The organism is Enterobacter sp. C4G1 (genome assembly GCF_052886895.1).
Map to the genome: position 1 here is coordinate 233,585 of NZ_JBQVVV010000002.1, position 22,406 is coordinate 255,990.

At 53.6% G+C, this 22,406-nt stretch carries 25 protein-coding genes and 2 tRNA genes; 13 read left to right on the forward strand and 14 right to left on the reverse strand.

The features are described 5' to 3' along the window. Window positions 1-5: 5 nt before the first annotated feature. The 5 genes from sufC (at window position 6) to ldtE (ending at window position 4,757) form a co-directional block, all read left to right on the forward strand. Window positions 6-752, forward strand: coding sequence for a Fe-S cluster assembly ATPase SufC (sufC, locus tag ACT9TW_RS14945; protein ID WP_446492870.1), 747 nt, complete (start codon window positions 6-8; stop codon window positions 750-752). After that, entirely contained in the window at window positions 727-1,998 is a 1,272-nt protein-coding gene (gene sufD, locus ACT9TW_RS14950; RefSeq protein WP_446492871.1) for a Fe-S cluster assembly protein SufD, read from the forward strand. Before sufC ends, sufD begins: the two co-directional genes overlap by 26 nt. Next, window positions 1,995-3,215: a cysteine desulfurase SufS gene (gene sufS / locus ACT9TW_RS14955; RefSeq protein ID WP_182060745.1), complete on the forward strand. Its 1,221-nt coding sequence runs from the start codon at window positions 1,995-1,997 to the stop codon at window positions 3,213-3,215. Before sufD ends, sufS begins: the two co-directional genes overlap by 4 nt. A 14-nt stretch (window positions 3,216-3,229) precedes the next feature. Further along, window positions 3,230-3,646 carry a cysteine desulfuration protein SufE gene (gene sufE, locus ACT9TW_RS14960; RefSeq protein ID WP_182060746.1) on the forward strand — a complete coding sequence of 139 codons (417 nt, stop codon included), beginning with the start codon at window positions 3,230-3,232 and terminating at the stop codon, window positions 3,644-3,646. 97 nt (window positions 3,647-3,743) lie between these two features. Then, complete coding sequence (ldtE, locus tag ACT9TW_RS14965; protein ID WP_446492872.1) at window positions 3,744-4,757, forward strand: L,D-transpeptidase LdtE; 1,014 nt, start codon at window positions 3,744-3,746, stop codon at window positions 4,755-4,757. Window positions 4,758-4,814: 57 nt separating this feature from the next. On the opposite strand, the gene lpp is transcribed toward ldtE, so the two are convergent. The 5 genes from lpp to ACT9TW_RS14990 form a co-directional block, all read right to left on the reverse strand. After that, the gene (lpp, locus tag ACT9TW_RS14970) at window positions 4,815-5,051 is read right to left on the reverse strand and encodes a murein lipoprotein Lpp (RefSeq protein ID WP_001082307.1); all 237 of its coding nucleotides are present in this window, start codon (window positions 5,049-5,051) and stop codon (window positions 4,815-4,817) included. A 310-nt stretch (window positions 5,052-5,361) separates the two neighbouring features. Then, the gene (gene pykF / locus ACT9TW_RS14975) at window positions 5,362-6,783 is read right to left on the reverse strand and encodes a pyruvate kinase PykF (protein WP_182060748.1); all 1,422 of its coding nucleotides are present in this window, start codon (window positions 6,781-6,783) and stop codon (window positions 5,362-5,364) included. A 7-nt stretch (window positions 6,784-6,790) separates the two neighbouring features. Further along, a complete protein-coding gene (gene ynhH / locus ACT9TW_RS14980) occupies window positions 6,791-7,087 on the reverse strand; it encodes a protein YnhH (RefSeq protein WP_446492873.1) in 297 nt (98 codons plus the stop codon). A 73-nt stretch (window positions 7,088-7,160) separates the two neighbouring features. Next, window positions 7,161-8,306: a trans-sulfuration enzyme family protein gene (locus ACT9TW_RS14985; protein ID WP_446492874.1), complete on the reverse strand. Its 1,146-nt coding sequence runs from the start codon at window positions 8,304-8,306 to the stop codon at window positions 7,161-7,163. 11 nt (window positions 8,307-8,317) lie between these two features. Continuing rightward, complete coding sequence (locus tag ACT9TW_RS14990; RefSeq protein WP_446492875.1) at window positions 8,318-9,688, reverse strand: pyridoxal-phosphate dependent enzyme; 1,371 nt, start codon at window positions 9,686-9,688, stop codon at window positions 8,318-8,320. Between the two features lie 400 nt (window positions 9,689-10,088). On the opposite strand from ACT9TW_RS14990, the gene ACT9TW_RS14995 reads away from it, so the two are divergent. From ACT9TW_RS14995 to fumD, 4 genes are all read left to right on the forward strand, one after another. Beyond that, window positions 10,089-11,111 (forward strand): methionine ABC transporter ATP-binding protein, encoded by a 1,023-nt coding sequence (locus ACT9TW_RS14995; RefSeq protein WP_446492876.1) that lies wholly within the window; start codon window positions 10,089-10,091, stop codon window positions 11,109-11,111. Continuing rightward, window positions 11,104-11,772, forward strand: coding sequence for a methionine ABC transporter permease (locus ACT9TW_RS15000; protein WP_446492877.1), 669 nt, complete (start codon window positions 11,104-11,106; stop codon window positions 11,770-11,772). Before ACT9TW_RS14995 ends, ACT9TW_RS15000 begins: the two co-directional genes overlap by 8 nt. Before the next feature lie 24 nt (window positions 11,773-11,796). Then, the gene (locus ACT9TW_RS15005; RefSeq protein ID WP_003857677.1) at window positions 11,797-12,609 is read left to right on the forward strand and encodes a MetQ/NlpA family ABC transporter substrate-binding protein; all 813 of its coding nucleotides are present in this window, start codon (window positions 11,797-11,799) and stop codon (window positions 12,607-12,609) included. 108 nt (window positions 12,610-12,717) lie between these two features. Continuing rightward, window positions 12,718-12,927 (forward strand): fumarate hydratase FumD, encoded by a 210-nt coding sequence (gene fumD, locus ACT9TW_RS15010; RefSeq protein WP_014069945.1) that lies wholly within the window; start codon window positions 12,718-12,720, stop codon window positions 12,925-12,927. Here fumD and ACT9TW_RS15015 read toward each other — a convergent pair. The 4 genes from ACT9TW_RS15015 to ACT9TW_RS15030 are packed head-to-tail and all read right to left on the reverse strand — an operon-like array spanning window position 12,908 to window position 16,002. Further along, window positions 12,908-13,594 carry an amino acid ABC transporter permease gene (locus tag ACT9TW_RS15015; RefSeq protein ID WP_446492878.1) on the reverse strand — a complete coding sequence of 229 codons (687 nt, stop codon included), beginning with the start codon at window positions 13,592-13,594 and terminating at the stop codon, window positions 12,908-12,910. The genes fumD and ACT9TW_RS15015 overlap by 20 nt on opposite strands. Beyond that, window positions 13,591-14,367 carry an amino acid ABC transporter permease gene (locus ACT9TW_RS15020; RefSeq protein ID WP_446492879.1) on the reverse strand — a complete coding sequence of 259 codons (777 nt, stop codon included), beginning with the start codon at window positions 14,365-14,367 and terminating at the stop codon, window positions 13,591-13,593. The genes ACT9TW_RS15015 and ACT9TW_RS15020 overlap by 4 nt, the downstream gene beginning before the upstream one ends. Then, window positions 14,367-15,182: an amino acid ABC transporter ATP-binding protein gene (locus ACT9TW_RS15025; RefSeq protein WP_446492880.1), complete on the reverse strand. Its 816-nt coding sequence runs from the start codon at window positions 15,180-15,182 to the stop codon at window positions 14,367-14,369. The genes ACT9TW_RS15020 and ACT9TW_RS15025 overlap by 1 nt, the downstream gene beginning before the upstream one ends. Window position 15,183: 1 nt before the next feature. Beyond that, complete coding sequence (locus ACT9TW_RS15030) at window positions 15,184-16,002, reverse strand: ABC transporter substrate-binding protein (RefSeq protein WP_182060756.1); 819 nt, start codon at window positions 16,000-16,002, stop codon at window positions 15,184-15,186. A 238-nt stretch (window positions 16,003-16,240) separates the two neighbouring features. On the opposite strand from ACT9TW_RS15030, the gene ACT9TW_RS15035 reads away from it, so the two are divergent. Both ACT9TW_RS15035 and ACT9TW_RS15040 read left to right on the forward strand, forming a co-directional pair. Beyond that, on the forward strand, window positions 16,241-16,408 hold the full coding sequence (locus ACT9TW_RS15035) for a hypothetical protein (protein WP_182060757.1): 168 nt from the start codon (window positions 16,241-16,243) through the stop codon (window positions 16,406-16,408). A gap of 232 nt (window positions 16,409-16,640) precedes the next feature. Beyond that, complete coding sequence (locus tag ACT9TW_RS15040; RefSeq protein WP_315688404.1) at window positions 16,641-16,814, forward strand: hypothetical protein; 174 nt, start codon at window positions 16,641-16,643, stop codon at window positions 16,812-16,814. 48 nt (window positions 16,815-16,862) lie between these two features. On the opposite strand, the gene ACT9TW_RS15045 is transcribed toward ACT9TW_RS15040, so the two are convergent. Then, a complete protein-coding gene (locus ACT9TW_RS15045) occupies window positions 16,863-17,003 on the reverse strand; it encodes a hypothetical protein (protein WP_003857665.1) in 141 nt (46 codons plus the stop codon). Between the two features lie 227 nt (window positions 17,004-17,230). Here ACT9TW_RS15045 and ACT9TW_RS15050 point away from each other — a divergent pair, with 227 nt between their 5' ends. Next, on the forward strand, window positions 17,231-17,866 hold the full coding sequence (locus ACT9TW_RS15050) for a carbonic anhydrase (RefSeq protein ID WP_446492881.1): 636 nt from the start codon (window positions 17,231-17,233) through the stop codon (window positions 17,864-17,866). 28 nt (window positions 17,867-17,894) lie between these two features. On the opposite strand, the gene ACT9TW_RS15055 is transcribed toward ACT9TW_RS15050, so the two are convergent. The 4 genes from ACT9TW_RS15055 to mdtK all read right to left on the reverse strand — a co-directional run bounded on the left by ACT9TW_RS15055 (window position 17,895) and on the right by mdtK (window position 21,292). Continuing rightward, window positions 17,895-19,490 (reverse strand): FAD-NAD(P)-binding protein, encoded by a 1,596-nt coding sequence (locus tag ACT9TW_RS15055; protein WP_446492882.1) that lies wholly within the window; start codon window positions 19,488-19,490, stop codon window positions 17,895-17,897. Window positions 19,491-19,607: 117 nt separating this feature from the next. Beyond that, window positions 19,608-19,684, reverse strand: a tRNA-Val gene (locus ACT9TW_RS15060). 4 nt (window positions 19,685-19,688) lie between these two features. Continuing rightward, a tRNA-Val gene (locus ACT9TW_RS15065) sits at window positions 19,689-19,765 on the reverse strand. Between the two features lie 153 nt (window positions 19,766-19,918). After that, window positions 19,919-21,292 carry an MdtK family multidrug efflux MATE transporter gene (gene mdtK, locus ACT9TW_RS15070; RefSeq protein ID WP_182060760.1) on the reverse strand — a complete coding sequence of 458 codons (1,374 nt, stop codon included), beginning with the start codon at window positions 21,290-21,292 and terminating at the stop codon, window positions 19,919-19,921. A gap of 224 nt (window positions 21,293-21,516) precedes the next feature. On the opposite strand from mdtK, the gene ACT9TW_RS15075 reads away from it, so the two are divergent. Further along, window positions 21,517-22,155: a riboflavin synthase subunit alpha gene (locus ACT9TW_RS15075; protein WP_182060761.1), complete on the forward strand. Its 639-nt coding sequence runs from the start codon at window positions 21,517-21,519 to the stop codon at window positions 22,153-22,155. The last annotated feature ends 251 nt before the right edge of the window (window positions 22,156-22,406 follow it).

The following is a 22,406-nucleotide window of genomic DNA, read 5'->3' on the forward strand; positions in this document are numbered from 1 at the left end:
AGCACATGTTAAGCATTAAAGATTTACAGGTAAGCGTTGAAGACAAAGAGATCCTGCGTGGCCTCAATTTTGACGTCAAACCGGGAGAAGTTCACGCCATCATGGGGCCAAACGGCTCCGGGAAAAGTACGCTTTCAGCGACGCTGGCAGGACGTGAAGATTACGAAGTCACCCACGGTTCTGTCGAGTTTAACGGCAAAGATTTGCTCGAGATGTCACCGGAAGACCGTGCGGGAGAGGGCATCTTTATGGCCTTCCAGTACCCGGTAGAAATCCCTGGCGTCAGTAACCAGTTCTTCCTGCAAACGGCGCTCAATGCGGTGCGTAAATACCGTGGGCTGGAGGCGCTCGACCGATTTGACTTCCAGGATCTGATGGAAGAAAAAATCAAACTGCTGAAAATGCCGGAAGATCTCCTGACCCGCTCTGTGAACGTCGGCTTCTCCGGCGGTGAGAAAAAGCGTAACGATATTCTGCAAATGGCGGTGCTGGAGCCGGAACTGTGCATTCTCGATGAAACCGATTCTGGTCTGGATATCGATGCCCTGAAAATTGTGGCTGACGGCGTAAACTCCCTGCGCGACGGTAAACGTTCGTTCATTATCGTTACGCACTACCAGCGAATCCTTGACTACATCAAACCGGATTACGTCCATGTGCTCTGGCAAGGGCGCATTGTGAAATCCGGCGATTTTACGCTGGTCAAACAACTGGAGGAGCAGGGCTATGGCTGGCTTACCGAACAGCAGTAACGCGCTCCAGCAGTGGCATCGCCTGTTTGAAGCGCAGGGCGACTCGCGCTCTGAACATGCCCAACAGCACCTTCAACAGATGCTGCGCCTGGGATTGCCGACGCGTAAGCATGAAAACTGGAAATACACCCCGCTCGACGGATTGCTGAACGGCCAGTTCGTGACCCGTCTGGCGGATGTCAGCAAGGCTCAGTGCGATCTGCTGGCGCTGAGCGTGGCGGCAGTGCGTCTGGTATTTGTTGACGGGTGCTTCCACCCGGAACTGAGTGACGATACACAGAACAGCGGCTTTGAGATAACCGTGAATAACGACCGCCAGCCGCTCGCGGTGCCGGTACAGCCGGAGGTGTTCCTGCACCTTACCGAAAGCCTGGCGCAGAGTGTCACGCATATCGGCGTAAAACGTAACCAGCGCCCGGCGAAGCCGTTGCTGTTGATGCATATCACTCAGGGGCTGCCGGGCGAAGAGATCAACACCGCGCATTATCGCCACCATCTTGAACTGGCCGAAGGGGCGGAGGCGACGATCATCGAACACTACGTTAGCCTGAATGACGCGCCGCACTTTACCGGCGCACGCCTGACGATGAACGTGGCGGCAAATGCGCAACTTCACCATATCAAGCTGGCGTTTGAAAACCCGGCCAGCCACCACTTTGCCCATAACGATATTCTGCTGGGAGCCGATGCGGCGGCATATAGCCACAGCTTCCTGTTGGGCGGCGCAGTGCTGCGCCACAACACCAGCACGCAGCTGAATGGTGAAAACACCACGCTTCGCATTAATAGTCTGGCGATGCCGGTTAAATCGGAAGTGTGCGATACCCGCACCTGGCTTGAGCACAACAAAGGCTACTGCAACAGCCGCCAGCTGCATAAAACCATCGTCAGCGATAAAGGCCGCGCGGTATTTAACGGCCTGATTAACGTGGCGCAACACGCCATCAAAACTGACGGGCAAATGACCAACAACAACCTGCTGTTAGGGCGCCTGGCGGAAGTGGATACCAAACCGCAGCTTGAGATCTACGCCGACGATGTGAAGTGCAGCCACGGCGCCACGGTTGGCCGTATTGACGATGAACAGATGTTCTATCTGCGCTCGCGTGGGATCGACAAACAGGCGGCGCAGAAGATGATTATTTACGCGTTTGCGGCAGAACTGACGGAAGCGCTGCGTGATAACGCGTTAAAACAGCAGGTGCTGGAGCGTATTGGTCAGCGTCTGCCTGGAGGCGAAGCATGAGTTTTCCCGTAGAGAAAGTACGGGCGGATTTTCCGGTTCTGACCCGTGAAGTGAACGGTCTGCCGCTGGCCTATCTCGACAGTGCTGCCAGCGCTCAGAAACCGAATCAGGTGATTGACGCTGAAGCGGAGTTCTACCGCCACGGCTATGCCGCCGTGCATCGCGGTATTCATACGCTCAGCGCTGAGGCAACGCAGAGCATGGAAAACGTGCGCACCCAGGTGGCGGCGTTCCTCAATGCGCGCTCGCCGGAAGAGCTGGTATTTGTGCGCGGCACCACCGAAGGGATAAACCTGGTGGCGAACAGCTGGGGCAGCGCACAGGTCCACGCCGGGGATAACATCATCATTACCCAGATGGAACATCACGCGAATATCGTTCCCTGGCAGATGCTCTGCGAGCGCACAGGCGCACAGCTGCGCGTGATCCCGTTGAACAAGGACGGCACCCTACAGCTGGCGCAACTCGACGTGTTGCTTGATGAACGCACCCGGCTGGTGGCTGTCACGCAAGTATCTAACGTGCTGGGGACCGAAAACCCGGTGGCGGAGATTATCGAAAAAGCGCATCAGGTAGGTGCGAAAGTGCTGGTTGATGGCGCGCAGGCCGTGATGCACCACGCCATTGACGTGCAGGCGCTGGATTGCGATTTCTACGTTTTTTCCGGGCATAAGCTCTACGGGCCAACCGGCATCGGCGTGCTGTATGTCAAAGACGCGATTTTGCAGGCTATGCCACCCTGGGAAGGGGGCGGGTCAATGATTGCCACCGTCAGTCTGACGGAAGGTACCACTTACACACGTGCGCCGTGGCGCTTTGAGGCGGGCACGCCTAATACGGGCGGGATTATCGGCCTTGGGGCGGCAATTGCGTATATCTCCTCGATTGGTCTTGATGCCATTCAGGAGTACGAACAGGTGCTGATGCACTACGCCTTACAGGAGCTTTCCAGTGTACCGGATCTGGTCTTATACGGCCCGGCCGACAGGAAAGGGGTGATTGCCTTTAATCTGGGTAAACACCATGCCTACGATGTGGGCAGTTTCCTGGATAATTACGGCGTGGCCGTGCGTACCGGGCATCATTGTGCCATGCCGCTGATGGCATTTTACCAGGTGCCGGCGATGTGCCGGGCATCGCTGATGATGTATAACACAATGGAAGAGGTCGACAGACTGGTGGCGGGACTTAAACGTATCCACCAGCTGCTTGGATAACGGAGAGGCAAGAGATGGCCGATTTGCCGGACAGAGATAAACTGCTGCGTAACTTTGGGCGTTGTGCAAACTGGGAAGAGAAATATCTCTATATTATCGAGCTGGGGCAGCGTTTGCCCCCACTCGGTGAGGAAGAGCATAACCCACAAAACAGTATTCAGGGCTGCCAGAGCCAGGTGTGGATCGTCATGCGCCAGAACGATGCTGGCGTAATTGAATTGCAGGGCGACAGCGATGCGGCCATTGTGAAGGGGCTTATCGCGGTGGTGTTTATTCTTTATCACCAGATGTCAGCACAGGATATTGTCACTTTTGACGTGCGCCCGTGGTTTGAAAAAATGGCGCTGACACAACACCTCACCCCGTCCCGTTCTCAGGGACTCGAAGCGATGATTCGCGCAATTCGCTCCAAAGCGTCAATCATTAGCTAGACTTAACAGACAGCATTCATTCTGTTTCGCGAGGTGGTTCCCGCCTCGCTGGTTTTTCAGCTTTCTGGCTTTCTGCCAGTGAATAAGGAATCTCAGCATGAAGCGCGCGTCTATTATTACTCTATTACTCCTCGGTTCGCTCGGTGCGCTTAATTCGGCCTGGGCGCTTGATTATCCATTGCCGCCTGTCGGCAGTAGACTTATTGGTCAAAATCAAACCTACACCATTCAGGAAGGGGACAATAAACTTCAGGCCATTGCCCGACGATTTAATACGGCTGCACAGTTGATCCTCGAAACCAATAATACGATAGCCCCGGTTAATCCCGCGCCGGGAACCGTAATTACGATCCCCTCACAGATGCTACTGCCAGACACGCCGCGCGAAGGCATTGTCGTGAACCTGGCTGAGCTACGGCTGTACTACTTCCCTCCAGGTGAAAACATTGTTCAGGTTTTCCCGCTGGGCATTGGGCAACTGGGTCTGGAAACCCCGGTCACCACTACGCGCGTGAGTCAGAAAATCCCTAATCCAACCTGGACACCTACACCCGGCATCAGAGCGCGCTCACTGGCGCAGGGTATTAAGCTGCCCCCGGTAGTCCCCGCTGGGCCAAATAACCCATTAGGACGCTTTGCACTGCGTTTAGGTGTGGGTCATGGGGAATATCTCATTCACGGAACCAGTGCGCCCGACAGTGTAGGGTTGCGGGTCAGTTCCGGGTGTATGCGCATGAACGCGCCGGATATTAAGGCGTTGTTTGAACAGGCGCGCGTCGGTACGCGTGTGCAGATCATCAACGAGCCGGTGAAATACTCCGTTGAACCTGATGGCAGACGTTACGTCGAAGTCCACCGTCCTCTGGCGCAGCAAGAAGGGGAGAACCCACAGACAACGCCAATTAACCACTCAACAGACTTTGCCTCTTTTGTCACTCAGTCCGGGAGTGATAAAGGTCTCATCAACAAAGCGTTATCGCGCCGCGCGGGGATACCTGTGGTGGTGTCAGCTGGCAATGGTCCGTCAGCGAATAATGCGGTGTTATCGGTACAGAACAGCCGGGTGTCTGCGGCGGTATCAGAAGGCGAGGGTGAGAAGGTTACGCAGTAGGAATGTGAAGGCAAAAAAAATGGCGCACAATGTGCGCCATTTTATTAACAGGTACTATTACTTACGGTATTTAGTAGCCTGGTTATCCAGACGCTGGTTAGCGCGAGCTGCGTCGTCTTTAGCAGCCTGAACGTCGGAACGCATTGCGTTCACGTCGTTGCTCAGCTGGTCAACTTTAGCGTTCAGAGTCTGAACGTCAGAAGACAGCTGATCGATTTTAGCGTTGCTGGAGCAACCAGCCAGCAGAGTAGAACCCAGGATTACCGCGCCCAGTACCAGTTTAGTACGATTCATTATTAATACCCTCTAGATTGAGTTAATCTCCATGTAGCGTTACAAGTATTACACAAAGTTTTTTAGGTTGAGAATATTTTTTTGATGGGAATACGCCTATTTTTGATCGTTCGCTCAAAGAAGCAACGAATTCGGCATTTTTGTCGAAAAAGCTATGTTAAAAAAGGCATTTTTCATCGGATTCATCTTAGATAATTCGCTATTAAATAGAAAAACCCGATTTGCTTTTTGAATAAATCTGGCTAATGCCTGGAATAAAAAAAGCGCCCCGAAGGGCGCTTTTATCAAAAATTAATTCGTTCGAGAATTATTACAGTACGTGAACAGATGCAGTGTTGGTTGTACCAGCTGGTACCAGAGCACCAGAAACCATCACCACAACGTCGCCTTTCTGTGCCAGGCCGCGTTCAACGAGTTGCAGCGCCACTTCTTTACCCAGACGGTAGAAATCGTCTGTAGACGCGATCTCTTTCACCAGGTGAGGAACAACACCTTTGCTCAGTACCAGCTGACGAGCAGTGGTTTCGTTGGTGGTCAGGGCCAGAATGGTGGCATCCGGGAAGTATTTACGGATAGCACGGGCAGATTTACCGCCCTGGGTCGCAACCACAATCAGTGGTGCTTCCAGTTTCTCAGCAGTTTCTACCGCACCACGGCACACTGCTTCAGTGATGCGCAGTTTACGGCTGTCGTTGTTGTAATCCAGACGGCTGGTCATCACGCGGTCGGTACGTTCACAGATGGTGGCCATGATGCTCACGGCTTCCAGCGGATATTTACCTTTAGCGGATTCGCCTGACAGCATTACTGCGTCAGTACCGTCCAGGATGGCGTTCGCCACGTCGCCTGCTTCAGCGCGGGTTGGGCGTGGGTTTTTGATCATGGAGTCCAGCATCTGCGTTGCAGTGATAACCACTTTACGCGCGCGAACACACTTCTCGATCATCATCTTCTGCGCGAAGATAACTTCTTCAACCGGGATCTCAACACCCAGGTCACCACGAGCAACCATGATACCGTCAGACGCTTCGAGAATTTCGTCGAAGTTGTTCAGGCCTTCCTGGTTTTCGATTTTGGAGATGATCTGGATCTTCTCGCCGCCGTGCGCTTTCAGGTGTTCACGGATTTCAACCACGTCGGAACGTTTACGGATAAAGGACGCTGCAACGAAATCAACGCCTTGTTCGCAACCGAAGATCAGGTCTTGCTTGTCTTTTTCAGCCAGTGCTGGCAGCGCAATGGAAACGCCAGGCAGGTTAACGCCTTTGTTTTCACCCAGGTCGCCGTTGTTCAGCACTTTACAGATAACCTTGTTACCTTCGATAGCGGTAACTTCCATACCGATCAGACCATCGTCCACCAGAACGGTGTTACCGACGGACAGATCGCTGGTGAAACCTTCATAGGTCACAGCAACGATTTCGTTGTTGCCGACAACAGACTTGTCAGTGGTGAAGGTGAAGGTCTGGCCAGCTTTCAGAGAGACGTCGTTACCGCCTTCCAGTTTGATGGTACGGATTTCAGGACCTTTGGTATCGAGCAGGATAGCGGCTTTTTTACCGGTCTTGCTCATCACGTTGCGCAAGTTCTGGATACGCTGACCGTGTTCAGCATAGTCACCGTGGGAGAAGTTCAGACGCATAACGTTCATGCCGGCGTCCAGCATTTTGGTCAGCATCTCTTCAGATTCGGTTTTCGGGCCGATGGTGCAAACAATTTTCGTCTTTTTCATGACAGTCTTAGTCTTTAAGTTGGGAAGGATATGGAAATCTCGCTCCGGGGGCGCACCGCCGCGGAGTCAAACCTGTGTTGCAAAAGAGTATATGACACGCACTAAGGATAGGAGACATCAAATGAGCGTGCAGAAGAAAGTGTGCCTGAGTGTCAGCCCAACGGAGGAGAGGAAAAGTTGTACGTTGTTTTTTGTATTCCAAGCGCTGAAACCATTCACCAGGGATTAGGCGCGCATTATACGCTGATTTTCTGATAAAAGGAAAATGAAAACAGCGTTTCAAAAATAATCTGTGCAGATTCACATAAGATTGTTATCAAGGCGTTAAAGCATAATGACAACTTATGGCGGCAGGCTCGTCACCCGCCGCATTTAGCTCAAATTTTTAGCGCCTGATCCAGGTCGGCAATCAAATCCTGTACATCTTCAATACCCACAGAAAGACGGATCAGCTGCGGCACAATGCCGTTTGCCCGTCGTTGCTCGGGCGGAATCGAGGCATGGGTCATGCTGTAAGGCTGGCTGACCAGGCTTTCAACGCCGCCCAGGCTTTCCGCCAGGGTAAAAACGTTCAGGTTGCGAATCACATCTGTGGCGCGTTGCGCATCGCCTTTCACCACGACGGAAATCATCCCACCGGGCAGCGCCATCTGCTTGCGGGCAAGCTGATACTGCGGGTGCGATTCCAGGCCGGGATAGAAAACCTTTTCGACCAGAGGATGGTGCTCCAGCCATTGCGCAATCGCCAGGGCGTTGGCACTGTGCTTTTCCACGCGCAGTGAAAGGGTACGTATTCCTCGCAGCGTGAGGAAACTGCTGAACGGATCGAGTACACCGCCCACCGCATTTTGCAGATAGCCCAGTTTATCGACCAGTTCCGGGTTGTTGCCCACAACGGCTACCCCGGCAACCACATCGGAATGGCCGTTCAGGTATTTGGTTGCGGAGTGCACCACGATATCAAACCCCGACTCCAGCGGGCGGTGGATCACCGGCGAAGCAAACGTGTTGTCGGCTACGCTGAGAAGGCGATGGCGACGGGCGATATCCGCAATGGCGGCCAGATCGGCCAGCTTCAACAGGGGATTCGTCGGCGTTTCGACCCACACCATACGCGTATCGGGCCGGATTGCGGCTTCCAGCGCCACCACATCGCCCGGCTTAACCCAGCTGACCTGCAACCCGGTGCTGCGTTTGCGCACATTTTCAAACAGGCGGTACGTCCCGCCGTAGACATCATCAATGGCAACGATGTGGCTGTCTTTATCCAGCAGCTCCAGCACCGTGGCGATCGCCGCCAGCCCGGACGCGAAGGCATAACCGCGGGTGCCGCTTTCCAGCGTGGCAATGGCGGTTTCAAGGGCGTGACGGGTTGGATTGCCACTGCGGGAATATTCGTAGCCGGTATGTTCACCCGGTGACGGTTGCGCAAACGTCGATGTGGCATAAATCGGCGGCATCACCGCGCCGTGCTGGTCGTTAAATTCACCGCTGTGTACGCTGAGGGTGGCTAAATTTTTCATTGTCTCTTCCTTTATTGTTGCAGGCGGTTGCGCCAGGCGGTAAGAACGTCGCTGCGCGTAATCAGACCCAGAAAGCGAGCGTTATCATTAATGACCGCCACCAGCCCACGATCGAAAATCGTGTTCAGTGCGCTTTCCGGGGCGCGTTTATCCAGAAACTCCACCTGACGCGTCATGGCATCGGTGACGGGGAGGGTGAAACGGTCGCCGTCACCGCCGATGTGGCGCAGCAGATCCCACTCATCGATGATGCCGACGACCTTGCCATCATCCAGCACCGGGAGTTGTGAGATGTCGTACAGACGCATTCGTGCCAGCACGGTGGAGAGCGTGTCATCCGGCGCGGCGGTCACCGTGGCACCTTCATCATGGCGCAGGGCGATATAGTCAGAGAGATCGCCTGCCTGCGGGCGAGAGATAAGCCCCTGCTGGCGCATCCAGTCGTCGTTGAACATCTTCGACAGATACTTATTCCCGCTGTCGCAGGCGAACGTCACCACGCGTTTGGGGGTTGTTTGCGCCTGGCAATATTTCAGCGCCGCCGCCAGCAGAGTCCCGCTGGAAGAGCCCGCCAGAATGCCTTCTGTTTTCAGCAGCTCGCGGGCGGTAGCGAAAGCTTCGCGGTCAGTAATACGCCAGGCGCGATTAACGCCTTCGATATGGGCCAGCGGGGGAATAAAGTCTTCCCCAATTCCCTCGACCAGCCACGAGCCTGCATCATGATAACGCCCGGTTTCGACCTGATCGGCCAGAACTGAGCCAGCGGGATCGGCGAGTACAAATTCGGTATGGGGAGAATGTTCAGCAAACCACGCCTGAAGGCCGCCCAGCGTGCCGCCGGAGCCCACGCCAACCACAATGGCGTCGATATCGCCATCAAGTTGTTCATACAACTCCGGGGCCGTGGTGGTGCGGTGAGCCAGCGGGTTGGCGTCATTATTAAACTGATCGATGTAAAACGCGCCGGGAAGTTCGTTCGCCAGGCGCTGTGCGTAATCCTGATAATAAGCCGGATGGCCTTTATTAACGTCTGAACGCGTCAGCACCACCTGTGCGCCCAACGCCCGCAGGTGGAAAATCTTCTCGCGGCTCATTTTGTCGGGGACCACGAGGATCAGCGAATAGCCTTTTTGTGCGGCGATTAACGCAAGGCCAAGCCCGGTATTGCCAGCGGTGGCCTCAATAATCGTCCCGCCGGGCTGTAGCAGGCCGTTGCGCTCTGCTTCGTTAATCATCGATAACGCAACGCGATCTTTGATAGAGCCACCCGGGTTCTGGTTTTCCAGCTTCAGAAACAAGGCGCAAGGACCGGTATTGAGCTTGTGCAACTGAATAAGCGGAGTACGGCCTATCAATTCAGTGACAGAGTGATAAATCGCCATGGTTTTTTCCTGTATGAAGGTCATGGCGGGATGATAGTGCGGCGAAAATTTAGCGATAAAGAACGTTTAACTGCCTTTTAGAACGAAAAGTAATATTAATGACTGCTCCGGCAGTATAGCTAGCAAGACGTAAAGTGGTCTGGAAGTGAGGATGGCTATACCGGTATAAAATGCTGTAAAAATGAGCAAATTATCTCTCTTAGGGCAGTGATATATGCGTCTGGCAGATAATCATTGCTGAAATTGAGCTATTTACTTCCCGCCCAGTAAATCCGCCTTTTATTTCTTTTGGTTATAACAAATTCTTTTTTGGTCATTTAAAAGCGGATAATCGCTGATTACTATCGTTTGGACATCCATACTGCTAAACCGCTATATGCGTAACGGATAACGAAGAAGAATGATAGTTCTCAGGAATATTTCGAAGATTTTTGACAACGGGAAGGTGGCGCTCACTGCCGTTGATAACGTCAATTTGACGGTTGAACAGGGACAGATTTACGGAATCATTGGTTACAGCGGCGCAGGCAAAAGCACCCTGATCCGCCTGCTGAACGGCCTGGAAAAACCCAGCACCGGCAGCGTGACCATCAACGGGCAGGATATCTCTGCCGCAAAAGGTGAAGCGCTGCGCCAGGCTCGCCTGAAAATCAGTATGGTTTTCCAGCACTTCAACCTGCTGTGGTCGCGCACGGTGAACGAGAACATCGCCTTCTCAATGCAAATAGCGGGTGTGCCGAAAGCCAACATCAAAGCGCGTGTGGCCGAACTGGTGGAGCTGGTTGGGCTGAAAGGCCGCGAGAATGCCTATCCGTCACAGCTGAGCGGCGGGCAAAAACAGCGCGTAGGTATTGCGCGTGCGCTGGCAAACAACCCTGACGTATTGCTGTGCGACGAGGCAACGTCTGCACTCGACCCGCAGACCACCGATCAGATCCTCGATCTGCTGCTGGACATTAATCGCCGGTTCAAACTGACCATCGTGTTGATCACCCACGAAATGCATGTGGTGCGCAAAATCTGTGACCGTGTGGCGGTGATGGAAAACGGCAACGTGGTGGAAGAAGGGGACGTGCTGAGCGTCTTCACCCATCCACAACAGCCGATCACCCAACAGTTTGTGCGCCAGGTGAGCCAGTATGCGGAAGAAGAGACCTTTAATACCGAGCTGACAAGCGAACTGGAAGGGACGGTGATCAGACTGACGTTCACCGGGCACAGCACGCACAAGCCGGTGGTCGGTGAGCTGACGTTACGCTACGGCCTGCCGTTTAACATTCTGCACGGGAAAATGACGCAAACCGCCCACGGTGTTTTTGGCCAGTTATGGGTACACGTGGTGGCATCTGACGAACAACTGAACAATATCCTCGCCGACCTGAAGCAAAGCGATATTGAAGGCGAGGTAATTAAACATGGCTGAAAATCTGCTCCCCCATCTGAAATGGGACCAGCTCTGGGCGGCAACGCAGGAAACGTTGTACATGACTGCGCTTTCGGGTGTTGCGACCTTTGTGCTGGGCATTGTGCTTGGCCTGGCGTTGTTCCTGACCGCACGCGGCGGGCTATTCCAGAACCGGACGGTCTACAGCGTGATTTCGATTGTGGTGAACGTGTTCCGCTCAATCCCGTTCATCATCCTGATTGTTTTGTTGATCCCGTTCACCAAGACCATCGTCGGCACCATTCTTGGCGCGAACGCCGCGCTACCCGCCCTGATTGTGGGCGCGGCACCGTTTTACGCGCGTCTGGTAGAGATTGCCTTGCGTGAAGTGGACAAAGGGGTCATTGAGGCCACGCGCTCGATGGGCGCACGGCTGAGCACGTTAGTTTTTCGGGTTTTACTGCCGGAATCATCACCTGCACTGGTATCAGGTATTACGGTGACGCTGATTGCGCTGGTGAGTTACAGCGCAATGGCAGGGGTGATTGGCGCCGGTGGTTTGGGAAATCTGGCTTATCTGGAAGGATTCCAGCGCAACCACGGTGACGTCACGCTGGTGGCAACGGTGACCATTTTAATCATCGTTTTCATTATCCAGTTCTGCGGCGATGTCATTACTTCACTGTTAGATAAACGCTAATAAATACACACAGGAACCATCATCATGAAAAAGACACTGACACTGATCGCCGCGGCAACCCTGAGTGCCCTGAGCTTTGCCTCCTGGGCTGATACCCTGACCGTGGGCGCGTCCAACACCCCGCATGCCGAAATTCTTGAGCAGGCGAAGCCGATTCTGGCAAAACAAGGTATCGACCTGGAGATTAAACCGTTCCAGGACTACATTCTGCCAAACACCGCGCTGGCAGGGCACGACATTGATGCGAACTACTTCCAGCACATTCCTTATCTGAACAGCGTGCTGAAAGATCATGCGGGCGACAAGGATTACGATTTTGTCAGCGCTGGCGCTATCCATATCGAGCCAATCGGTATTTACTCCAAAAAATACAAGTCCCTGAAAGATCTGCCGGAAGGTGGCAAAATCATCATGCGTGATGCAGTGTCTGAAGAAGGCCGTATTCTCTCCATCTTCGAAAAAGAGGGGGTGATTAAGCTCAAGCCAGGTATCGACAAAGTGACGGCACGCATCAGCGATATCGTTGAGAACCCGAAAAAACTGCAATTCACACCTAACGTAGAAGCGTCTCTGTTACCGCAGATGTACAACAACGACGAAGGCGCTGCGGTGGTTATCAACGCGAACTACGCCATTGACGCAGGTCTGGACCCGGTTCACGATCCAATCGCGGTAGAGAGCGGTGAAAATAACCCGTATGCCAATATCATTACGGTACACCGTGGTGACGAGAAGAAGAAAGATATCGTGGCGCTGGTGAACGTGTTGCACTCCAAAGAAATTCAGGACTGGATCCGCACCAAATACAAAGGCGCGGTTATTCCGGTAAACAACTAATTATTTGATTTCACAGATGAAGCCCGGCGAGTTTCTCGCCGGGCTTCTTTTTTGTATCTCGCCGACGAATCATTTAAGCTGAGCCTTTAGAGCAATGGAGTGAGAGCAATGGGCAATGTGACTAAAGACGACGCGCTTTATCAGGAAATGTGCCGGGTGGTAGGGAAGGTCGTGCTTGAAATGCGTGATTTAGGACAAGAGCCGAAACATATTGTTATTGCCGGGGTGCTGCGTACCGCGCTGGCGAACCAGCGCGTCAAGCGTAGCGAGTTGACCACTCAGGCAATGGAAACGGTGGTTAAAGCGCTGGCCGGGTAACGCGCCAGCGTTTTGCAAGTAGCTCAAGGGAGCAGCACAGCAGGTAATAAACCACACCCGTAAAGATAAAAATGGCGGCCGGGTAAATCTGCACCCGGTTGTTCACTTGCCCCGCCACGGTGGTCAGTTCAGGCACGTTCACAATAAAGGCCAGGGACGTGTCTTTCATCAGGCTGATAAAAATACCCAGCAGTGACGGCAGAATATTGCGTAAAACCTGCGGCAATAAAATCCGCCACAGCGTCTGCCCCGTGCTAAATCCCTGCGTCAGTGCCGCTTCATACTGCCCGGTGGGCAATGCGCTCAGCCCCGACAGCACCGAATGCATCACTGCCGCCGCGCTAAACCACGCCAGCGCCAGGGTGACGGTCATTGCGCCGGGTAAATCCGCACCGGTTATCAGCGGCAAGAGATACCACATCCAGAAAATAACAAAGATAAGCGGGATACCGCGGATAAGCTCTGCCCACAAAAAGAGCGTGTTGCGTACCACCCCCGGAAAACGCCAGGCGAGACACGCCAGCCCGATGCCACCCGGCAGCGCGAGTGCGGCGGCACCCAGCGCCATCAGCAGTGTCAGAAGCACTCCGCCGGGTTCACCAGCCGCCAGACGGCCCCACAGTAAATAATCCAGGTTATCAGTAATAACACTCAGCCCGGTAATCATGCGTTCTCACTCCCTGTGCTGGTGGTCGCAGCCCGCTGGCGGCGGGTGCGCTTTTTCATCGACGGGCCAGTTCTCGCGAGCAGCAACCCAATGGCGACCCCGGTCACCAGATAGAGCACGGTTCCCACGCTAAACGCCTCCAGCGCATGTGCGTTGTAACTCTCGATTTGCCGCACCTGGTACGTTAGCTCGGCGAAGCCAATCCCGCTGGCAAGCGATGACAGCTTCATCAGATTGAGATACTGCCCAACGATGGGCTGCCAGGCGTTAGCAAGCCCCTGCGGCAGGAGGATGTAACGAAAAAGCCGCCAGGTTGAGAATCCCTGAGCCAGCGCGGCTTCCCGCTGCCCGTCAGGGACGGAGCGTAACCCGGACTCCACCTCTTCAATCAAAAAGGCCGAGGTGAAAACCCCCAGTCCCCAGGCTGAACACAGGAATTCCGGCGTGAACCACCAGACGTTGCCGGGCAAAATCGACCAGCTGTGATCGGCATTTACCAGATCGCGAAACGCCTGCGGCAGCCCGTTCCAGGCGGCGAAATACCAGAACAGCAGTTGCACCAGCAAGGGCGTATTACGAAACAGAGAAACCCAACTGCTGACGATGGCATGTCCGGCGCGCCCACCGGAAAGACGTAGCAGCAGAAAAAGGAGTGCCAGAAGGCTTGCCAGGATCACACCGGCGAGCGTGACCCACAGTGTGGTAAGAAAACCGGAGACGATCCATTGCAGGGGTTGCCCGGTCAGCACCCCGTGCCAGTCGAGCGCAGGCATTACAGATGCTCCTGATGCAGCGGGTTAAGCACTTTTTGCAGGAAACGCTGCGCGCGCGGATGTGTTGGCTTAGTAAAGAACTGCTCCGGTGGCGCGGTTTCCAGAATTTGCCCGCCGTCGATAAAGACAATCCGGTCGGCAATTTCGCGGGCGAACTGCATTTCATGCGTTACTACAATCATGGTGATCCCGCTGTGAGCCAGCGCTTTCATCACAAAGAGCACCTCGCCAATCATCTCCGGATCCAACGCGGAAGTGGGTTCATCGAAGAGGATGATTTGGGGTGACGAGGCCAGCGCGCGCGCGATCGCCACCCGCTGTTGCTGGCCGCCAGAAAGCTCGGCAGGGAAGTGGTGCGCTTTTTCCAGCATCCCGACGTTGTTCAGCAATTCCAGGGCACGTTCTTCGGCAGGCTGCGGTTTCCAGCCATGAACATGCTCCAGCGCCAGGGTGATGTTCTGGCTGGCCGTAAGATGGGCGTAAAGATTGAATTGCTGGAAAACGAAGCCAACGCGGCTGCGCAGCTTACGAAGCACCGCCCCTGTGAGGTGTCCGGTAGGTTTGTTATCAATAAGGATCTCACCGCCGTTCAGGGATTCAAGCTGGTTGATAAGACGGATAAGGGTGGATTTACCAGAACCGGAAGGGCCAAGAATGGCAACCACTTCGCCAGGGGTAATGCTGAGGTCAATGCCTTTTAACACGTGGTGGTCGCCGTAGCTTTTTACCACGTCACGAAACTCAACGCTGGCCTGTTCCAGATGTGAAAAATCCGCGGCACTGGCCGCGGAGCGTGAAAATAAACCTGAGAGCATATTACTGAGCTTCTATTTTAAAGGCGCGAGGCTGTGGAGATTGGGTTTGTGGGCCAAACCATACATCATAAATGTTGGCGGCCTGGCCATTTTTCTCAAGAGCGACCAGCTCATCGTTAACCACTTTCAGTAGCGCGGTTTCCCCTTTTTTCACCCCGACGCCAATCTCTTCTTTGCTTATCAAATCAGGCAGGATTTTGAAATTTGCTTTATCCGGTGCCTGTGCCAGCAGCCCTGCCAGAATGGTGCTGTCCTGGGTGATCGCCTGGACGTTGCCATTACGCAGCGCCGTCAGTGCCAGCGGGATATCGTCATAAGAGAGCACGCGAGACTGCGGGAAACGCTGATGTAATGTCTGCTCGCCGGTGGTGCCTTTCACCGCCCCGATACGCGCCCGGCTGTATTCGTCCAGCTTGTCGGCGGATTTCGCCGGTACCAGGAACTGCTGCCCGGTCACGAAATAGGGGGTCGAGAAATCAACAACCTGTGCACGCTCTGGTGTGATGGTGATATCGGCCACGATCAGATCCGCTTTACCGGACTGCAGCAGCGGGATACGGTTCGCCGGGTTAGTGGCAACCAGCTCAAGTTTCACGCCGAGTGTTTTTGCCAGGGCTTTGGCGAAATCAACGTCGTAGCCCACAATTTCATGGGTTTTCGCATCGATGGAACCAAACGGCGGGTTGGCATCGAAGGTGGCCACTTTCACCACGCCCGCGGCCTTGATATCGGCCAGTTGATCGGCCAGAGCCTGAGTAGAAAGAATGCCGCCTGCCGCCAGTAAACCCAGAGCCAGTGCCAATTTTGTGTAAGCTGCCATAGTGTTATCTCATCGTTTTGTTTTGTCCTTTCACGCTCCCATAAGTGAACCCTATCGCCAAATAAGAAATCGTGCTTTGTAATTAACGAAAAAGCATTAGTGAACAAGGTGTTATCGTCAGGTAAATGAAAGGGCTCTATTTGCACTTCCTGCACATCAACAGTCGATATTGATATTTCACTTGCGCGGGAAAGGGGTGTTTAACTTAAGGCAGGTTTAGCAACGAGGGGTAAAGACAATGAAAAAGTGGATAAGCACGTTACGGCGGTTTTTTGCGGGTTCATCAGCAAGTGCGGAGAACAGCGCGCAACGTGTTCTTGAGTCGATACTGCCTGTTGCCAGCCTGTATGGCGTGGATATCGCGAACATAGACCCGGAGTGGTTTCATGATCAAACGTCACGCTGAATTGCGCCTAAAGCGCGAAATGTACTGGAATGAGCTGTGCGAAGGGTGCTGAGGAAAAGAGGACGTTAACCCCCCCCGGTTATTGGGTAACGGCACTGTTTTTTTGTTCTCATAAGGGTTAGCTGGTAATGTCGACTGTCTGAATGACGACACCCGTTACCACGATAAGTAATACTATCCTGATTAAACGCAGCATCGCGAGTTTCTGACGCTCTATTCCTCGAACGGTGCCGTGCTGACGCAAAACGAATCGGTGCTGCCGCTCCTCAGTGGCGATGAAGATATCACCGCGCCGCGTAAAAAATTCCCACATATTCTGGCACTTGAAAAGACAACCGATCGTGCGCCGGGCGGCCATCTTGATGAAGGGTGCGCTCAGCAGGCGATTGATAGCCTGAAGCTGTAACGGCTGACCCGCACCGGGTGTTGCATCCGGTGCGGGTCAATTGCGTAATTAGATTTTGCAGGCGTCGCCGCAGTCATCGTCAGCCACAATAGCCTGAGCCTTTTTATCTGCGTCATCCAGACGTTCAGCGTTGCGCTCTTCGGCTTCATCCAGTCCGTTAAACACCAGATTGTCGAGATCAATTTCCATCATTTACCTGCTTTGTTCAGTTTTTGCGGTCAGCACAGTATAGGGCAAAAACAGGGGGGATGTATCCCACGGGCGGCAGAACAGCCCGAAGTGCAAAATGCCGGGTGGCGACAGGCGATGTGGTCGGGCCAACAATATAATTCTTGTATGATGTTAAGCGGGGTAGTTAAACTTTACGAACGTGATCACTGTCACGCCTAAACTAAAACAGATAAAGAGACATTGCTATGCAACATATCATTGAAGGTTTCCTGAGCTTTCAAAAAGAAGTTTTCCCGCAACGTAAAGAACTCTTCCGCAGTTTAGCGTCCAGCCAGAATCCCAAAGCGCTGTTCATTTCCTGCTCCGATAGTCGTCTGGTACCAGAGCTGGTGACTCAACAAGAACCTGGACAGCTCTTTGTCATTCGAAATGCTGGTAATATCGTTCCGCCGTTCGGGCCTGAACCAGGCGGTGTGTCTGCGACGATCGAATACGCGGTAGTAGCGCTGGGTGTGACCGATATTGTTATCTGTGGCCACTCCAACTGTGGCGCAATGAAAGCGATTGCCGACAACGCAAACCTGGATCCTATGCCAGCGGTATCCCACTGGTTGCGTTATTCCGATGCAGCGAAAGCGGTTGTGGAAAACAAAACCTGGACCGATGGCACGGAAAAAGTGAATGCGATGGTGCAGGAAAACGTGTTCGCGCAGCTGAGCAACATCAAAACGCATCCATCTGTGGCGGTCGGCCTGCGCAATAATTCTATTCGCCTGCATGGCTGGGTTTACGATATCGAAAGCGGTGATATTCGCTCTCTGGATAAAGAGACCAAAACCTTCGTGTCCCTGTCTGATAACCCGGAAGTGTTCTTCGAATAATCCGGCTAATCAGGGCAGGGACGCCCTGTTAATTCTCCGCAAAAAACACTTTTCTGCGTGGCCGGGACGCGGGTTTCTCTGCCGCTTTTGCCATCGCTTTTCCTCTCTCTGCGCATTCCGCCAGCCCCTGTACAAAAGGCTGATCGTGCATGAGCCAGGGGATTGCGCCAAAGGCTACCCGTCCGCACTGCGATTCAGGCGCCTGCAATGTATAGTCCTCTCCTACGTCCGGTATTTCATCTCCTGTAGTCAGAAGCTGCTTACGAAGTGTCGGGAAGGGCAGGTCTTTGTTTTTAAGTGGTTTTTGTCCACGCGCATCGATAAATACATCGAATTGCCAGGTGCCGTCCTGGGTCGTGATAACCGTATGGTCATTGCCGATATTCAGCTCGTACTCATTCCCAAGTGTCAGAACGCTAATGATCCCCGCCTCTCGAAGTGCCAGTAACCGGCGAATGGACTGCGGCGGGATGGCGGCATAGTTATCAATAAATACCCGCGCCAGCCCCATTTTAAAACGCTCACTGTCTTTCTCGTTAAGGTGAGGGACAATTTCCCCCACCACGTCGTGTAACCGCAGGACGGTATAGCGCCAGGCGACGGTGCGTTTTTCATGTTTGTTCCGCACCACCTCCTGTAGGTTGTCTTCTGCCCATAAGAATGGATCGTGCTTTTTACGATCGGCAAACCAGGCATCAAGGAGTGTGTCGGCATTCAACCTGTGAAGCACAATTGCGTCGCACCACTGCGGGTCGGCATTCCTGAGCTCTTTCGCCATGAGAGCGAATATCCGGTCGAGCAGTCCGTCAGCGCCTTTTTTGATTTCAGCCTCTGCGACTGCGGGGGTCAATATGGCGAGCGGTTCATACGGGATCGGGCAATAAAAATCGGCCTCCGGCAGGATCCCGGTGCGCGACATTAATGTAATTTTCAGCCCCTGGCTTTTTTCCGCCAGCCTGAACTGGTCGTCGACAAACGTTCCGTGCTGCATAACCACCGCCATGGCGGCATCCAGTCCGCTCAGAGAGGTGCCCATAATGCCGACGCGGCAGGGACGGATTTTCGCGTCCATCAGCCCGGACCATGGGCTTGGGAAGTAGGCGCGGGTGGCTTCATCATCGTCGGGCCAGACGTGGCCGGTGGCAACGATGGCAAGGTCCACGCTCTCCCTGAAGGGTTTATCGTTTACCGAAAGGGCGACTCCGTCTGCGTGGGCATCGATATCGGTCACACAGGTTGATTCGTATACCTGCACCTCAAAACCACGCTTTCTGGCCTCTGCAACAATGGCTAAAAATCGATCGCGGAAATACTCGCCCAGTAAAATACGCGGTAAAAACTGGCGGTCATGCAGTGAAGTTTTATCAACGCCATACCGGGCGAGATGGGTCTGACTCTGTGTCTTAAGCCAGTCGAGATAGGTGATGAAGATGGGGGGGATTTCAATACTCGCAATGTTCGCCAGCATCAGGCGCGAATTATCCTCAACGCTGTATGGCATCCCAACTCCGGCTTCCTTTTCCTGCTCAAAGACGGAGATCGAGAGGGGTGTTTTGTTATTCAGCAGAGCAAAATAGGTATATATCCCGGTGGGACCCGAACCGATAATGGCGATTTTCTTCATCGACGGTATTCCTGCGTTTTTTCATGAGAAAAGCGTAGCAGGTGAAGAATTAATAAATCAGGAAATTGGGATTATTCAGAATACTAAGAGTGGATTTGCACCATTTCAGGACTGAAATGGTGCGTCCGAGTGGACTCGAACCACCGACCCCCACCATGTCAAGGTGGTGCTCTAACCAACTGAGCTACGGACGCAGAATGGTGCGTTCAATTGGACTCGAACCAACGACCCCCACCATGTCAAGGTGGTGCTCTAACCAACTGAGCTATGAACGCAACGTGTTGTCGGCGACAACGGGGACGAATATTAGCGGCACTGCCCGGATGAGGCAAGAGGGAAAATGCAATTTTCTCTCAGATTTCACGTAATTGCTTTATTCCCGCGCAAAATGAAGAGAAAGTAGCCGCTTGCCAGCGGCTACTGTGCATTTAACGTGCTGCGCGTTGCAAAATGACGGCCGAAGACTGACGTTGCAGGAAGCGCATACGCAGCATCATCAGGATAGCCGCTGACGTTAAGCCGATGATAAAGCCCATCCAGAATCCGGCAGGCCCCATACGGTCAACCACCAGGTCGGTCAGCGCCAGGATATAGCCAGTAGGCAGCCCAAGAACCCAATACGCTGTAAAGGTAATAAAGAAGATAGAACGCGTATCTTTATACCCACGCAGGATCCCGCTGCCGATAACCTGAATCGAATCTGAAATCTGGTATACCGCCGCCAGCAGCATCAGGTGCGACGCCAGGAGAACCACTTCCGGGTTGTCGTTATAGAGCAGGGCAATCTGCTCACGCAGTGTGACGGTAAACAGTGCGGTACACACTGCCATACAAACGCCCACGCCTAACCCGGTACGCGCCGCCGTTTGCGCATCAATGGTTGAACCTTGCCCCAGACGGAAACCGACACGAATGGTGACCGCCGCAGCCAGTGACAACGGCATGACGAACATTAGCGAACTAAAGTTCAGCGCTATCTGGTGCCCGGCGACATTTATGATGCCCAGCGGAGACACCAGCAGCGCAACCACCGCGAACAGCGTCACTTCAAAGAACAGCGCCAGCGCAATCGGCAGACCGAGCTGCACAAGACGGGTCAGGATAGCCATATCAGGCTTACTGAAAGGCTCATCGTTACGGATATCACGCATTGAGCGCGCGCGTTTGACATAGGTCATCATGCTAAAGAACATGACCCAGAACACCGCCGCAGTCGCCACACCACAACCGACGCCACCCAGTTCAGGCATCCCGAAGTGCCCGTAAATAAAGATGTAGTTCACCGGAATATTCACCAGCAGGCCGATGAAACCCATCACCATACCGGGCTTGGTTTTTGCCAGCCCTTCGCACTGGTTACGCGCCACCTGGAAGAAGAGATATCCCGGCGTGCCCCACAGTAATGCGCGCAGATAGCCCACGGCCTTATCCGCGAGGGCAGGGTCGATATTATGCATGGATCGGATAATGTGGCCTGCGTTCCAGAGCACGGCCATAATCAGCACAGAAACTGAACCCGCCAGCCAGAATCCCTGACGCACCTGGTGTGCGATACGCTCGCGACGCCCGGAGCCGTTCAACTGCGCGATAATCGGGGTCAGGGCCAGCAACAGACCATGGCCAAAGAGAATGGCCGGCAGCCAGATAGAGGTTCCGATTGCAACGGCGGCCATATCGGTGGCGCTATAGCCACCTGCCATCACCGTATCCACAAATCCCATTGCGGTTTGGGCAACCTGCGCGATGATCACTGGTATCGCCAGTGCCAACAACTGACGCGCTTCATTCATGTACTTCTGCACGTGAACACCTTTGTATTGTAGTTATTTGAGAGACTAAAAAAGCCGCCGTTACTGGCAGCAAGAAGAAAATGCAGGGGGATGGCAGCTATTGTAGCGGGCTTTAACTAATTATCTAGTGAAAAAATAGCCAGAAAATGCGCTCCACTGGCAACCTGTTTTTCCAACTGTTATTGTGGTGGGATTAAACGGTGTCAGCACCGTCCGAAGAAACAGGAGTTGTAAGCATGTTTACTGGTATTGTTCAGGGCACGGCTAAACTGGTGTCCATTGATGAAAAACCCAATTTCCGCACCCATGTTGTCGAGCTGCCGGAATATATGCTCGACGGCCTGGAAACCGGGGCGTCGGTTGCGCATAACGGCTGCTGCCTGACGGTCACTGAAATAAACGGCAACCACATCAGCTTTGATTTAATGAAAGAAACACTGCGCATCACTAATCTGGGTGAACTGGTGGTTGGCGATAGCGTCAACGTCGAGCGTGCGGCGAAGTTCAGCGATGAGATCGGCGGGCATTTGATGTCTGGCCATATCATGACGACAGCTGAAGTTGCGAAAATCCTGACCTCTGAAAATAACCGCCAAATCTGGTTTAAAGTGCAGGATACGACATTAATGAAATACATCCTTTACAAAGGATATATTGGCATTGATGGTATTAGCCTGACGGTAGGTGAAGTGACGCCAACGCGTTTTTGCGTGCATTTAATTCCTGAAACATTACAGCGCACCACGCTGGGCGCTAAAAAACTGGGGCATCGCGTGAATATTGAAATAGATCCGCAAACGCAGGCGGTTGTGGATACCGTTGAGCGCGTGCTGGCGGCAAAAGAAGCCGCAGTAATAAAATCAGAAGAAGAATAAAAAATAACCCCGGCTATCCGTAATGCTTGTCAGTTAAGCTCGGTGCAGGGTTCCGTTCACCTTAATACCCGCAGAAAATAATTCGTTCAGAACACGTGAACGGGATAAGGGGGCCACCGCGGCCCCCTTATCAATCCCCGCGGCCCGCAAAGAAATCGGTGCTTCGCACTGCGCTCACCTCCCGACCGTTTGCCTGCGGTCGGCTCGACTCGACATCCTGTCTCATTTCGCCTCTGGCCGCCATCCCTGGC

Excerpts from the sequence above, each read along its gene's own strand:
- sufD (WP_446492871.1), top strand. The coding sequence starts at position 727 with ATGGCTGGCTTACCGAACAGCAGTAACGCGCTCCAGCAGTGGCATCGC.
- ACT9TW_RS15015 (WP_446492878.1), bottom strand. The coding sequence starts at position 13,594 with ATGATTACCGGGCTGAGTGTTATTACTGATAACCTGGATTATTTACTG.
- fumD (WP_014069945.1), top strand. The coding sequence starts at position 12,718 with ATGGGCAATGTGACTAAAGACGACGCGCTTTATCAGGAAATGTGCCGG.
- ACT9TW_RS15075 (WP_182060761.1), top strand. The coding sequence starts at position 21,517 with ATGTTTACTGGTATTGTTCAGGGCACGGCTAAACTGGTGTCCATTGAT.
- ACT9TW_RS15035 (WP_182060757.1), top strand. The coding sequence starts at position 16,241 with ATGAAAAAGTGGATAAGCACGTTACGGCGGTTTTTTGCGGGTTCATCA.
- sufS (WP_182060745.1), top strand. The coding sequence starts at position 1,995 with ATGAGTTTTCCCGTAGAGAAAGTACGGGCGGATTTTCCGGTTCTGACC.
- ACT9TW_RS14985 (WP_446492874.1), bottom strand. The coding sequence starts at position 8,306 with ATGAAAAATTTAGCCACCCTCAGCGTACACAGCGGTGAATTTAACGAC.
- sufE (WP_182060746.1), top strand. The coding sequence starts at position 3,230 with ATGGCCGATTTGCCGGACAGAGATAAACTGCTGCGTAACTTTGGGCGT.
- ACT9TW_RS14990 (WP_446492875.1), bottom strand. The coding sequence starts at position 9,688 with ATGGCGATTTATCACTCTGTCACTGAATTGATAGGCCGTACTCCGCTT.
- pykF (WP_182060748.1), bottom strand. The coding sequence starts at position 6,783 with ATGAAAAAGACGAAAATTGTTTGCACCATCGGCCCGAAAACCGAATCT.
- ldtE (WP_446492872.1), top strand. The coding sequence starts at position 3,744 with ATGAAGCGCGCGTCTATTATTACTCTATTACTCCTCGGTTCGCTCGGT.
- ACT9TW_RS14995 (WP_446492876.1), top strand. The coding sequence starts at position 10,089 with ATGATAGTTCTCAGGAATATTTCGAAGATTTTTGACAACGGGAAGGTG.
- ACT9TW_RS15020 (WP_446492879.1), bottom strand. The coding sequence starts at position 14,367 with ATGCCTGCGCTCGACTGGCACGGGGTGCTGACCGGGCAACCCCTGCAA.
- ACT9TW_RS15045 (WP_003857665.1), bottom strand. The coding sequence starts at position 17,003 with ATGGAAATTGATCTCGACAATCTGGTGTTTAACGGACTGGATGAAGCC.
- ACT9TW_RS15050 (WP_446492881.1), top strand. The coding sequence starts at position 17,231 with ATGCAACATATCATTGAAGGTTTCCTGAGCTTTCAAAAAGAAGTTTTC.
- lpp (WP_001082307.1), bottom strand. The coding sequence starts at position 5,051 with ATGAATCGTACTAAACTGGTACTGGGCGCGGTAATCCTGGGTTCTACT.
- sufC (WP_446492870.1), top strand. The coding sequence starts at position 6 with ATGTTAAGCATTAAAGATTTACAGGTAAGCGTTGAAGACAAAGAGATC.
- ACT9TW_RS15055 (WP_446492882.1), bottom strand. The coding sequence starts at position 19,490 with ATGAAGAAAATCGCCATTATCGGTTCGGGTCCCACCGGGATATATACC.
- ACT9TW_RS15005 (WP_003857677.1), top strand. The coding sequence starts at position 11,797 with ATGAAAAAGACACTGACACTGATCGCCGCGGCAACCCTGAGTGCCCTG.
- ACT9TW_RS15030 (WP_182060756.1), bottom strand. The coding sequence starts at position 16,002 with ATGGCAGCTTACACAAAATTGGCACTGGCTCTGGGTTTACTGGCGGCA.
- ACT9TW_RS15000 (WP_446492877.1), top strand. The coding sequence starts at position 11,104 with ATGGCTGAAAATCTGCTCCCCCATCTGAAATGGGACCAGCTCTGGGCG.
- ACT9TW_RS15025 (WP_446492880.1), bottom strand. The coding sequence starts at position 15,182 with ATGCTCTCAGGTTTATTTTCACGCTCCGCGGCCAGTGCCGCGGATTTT.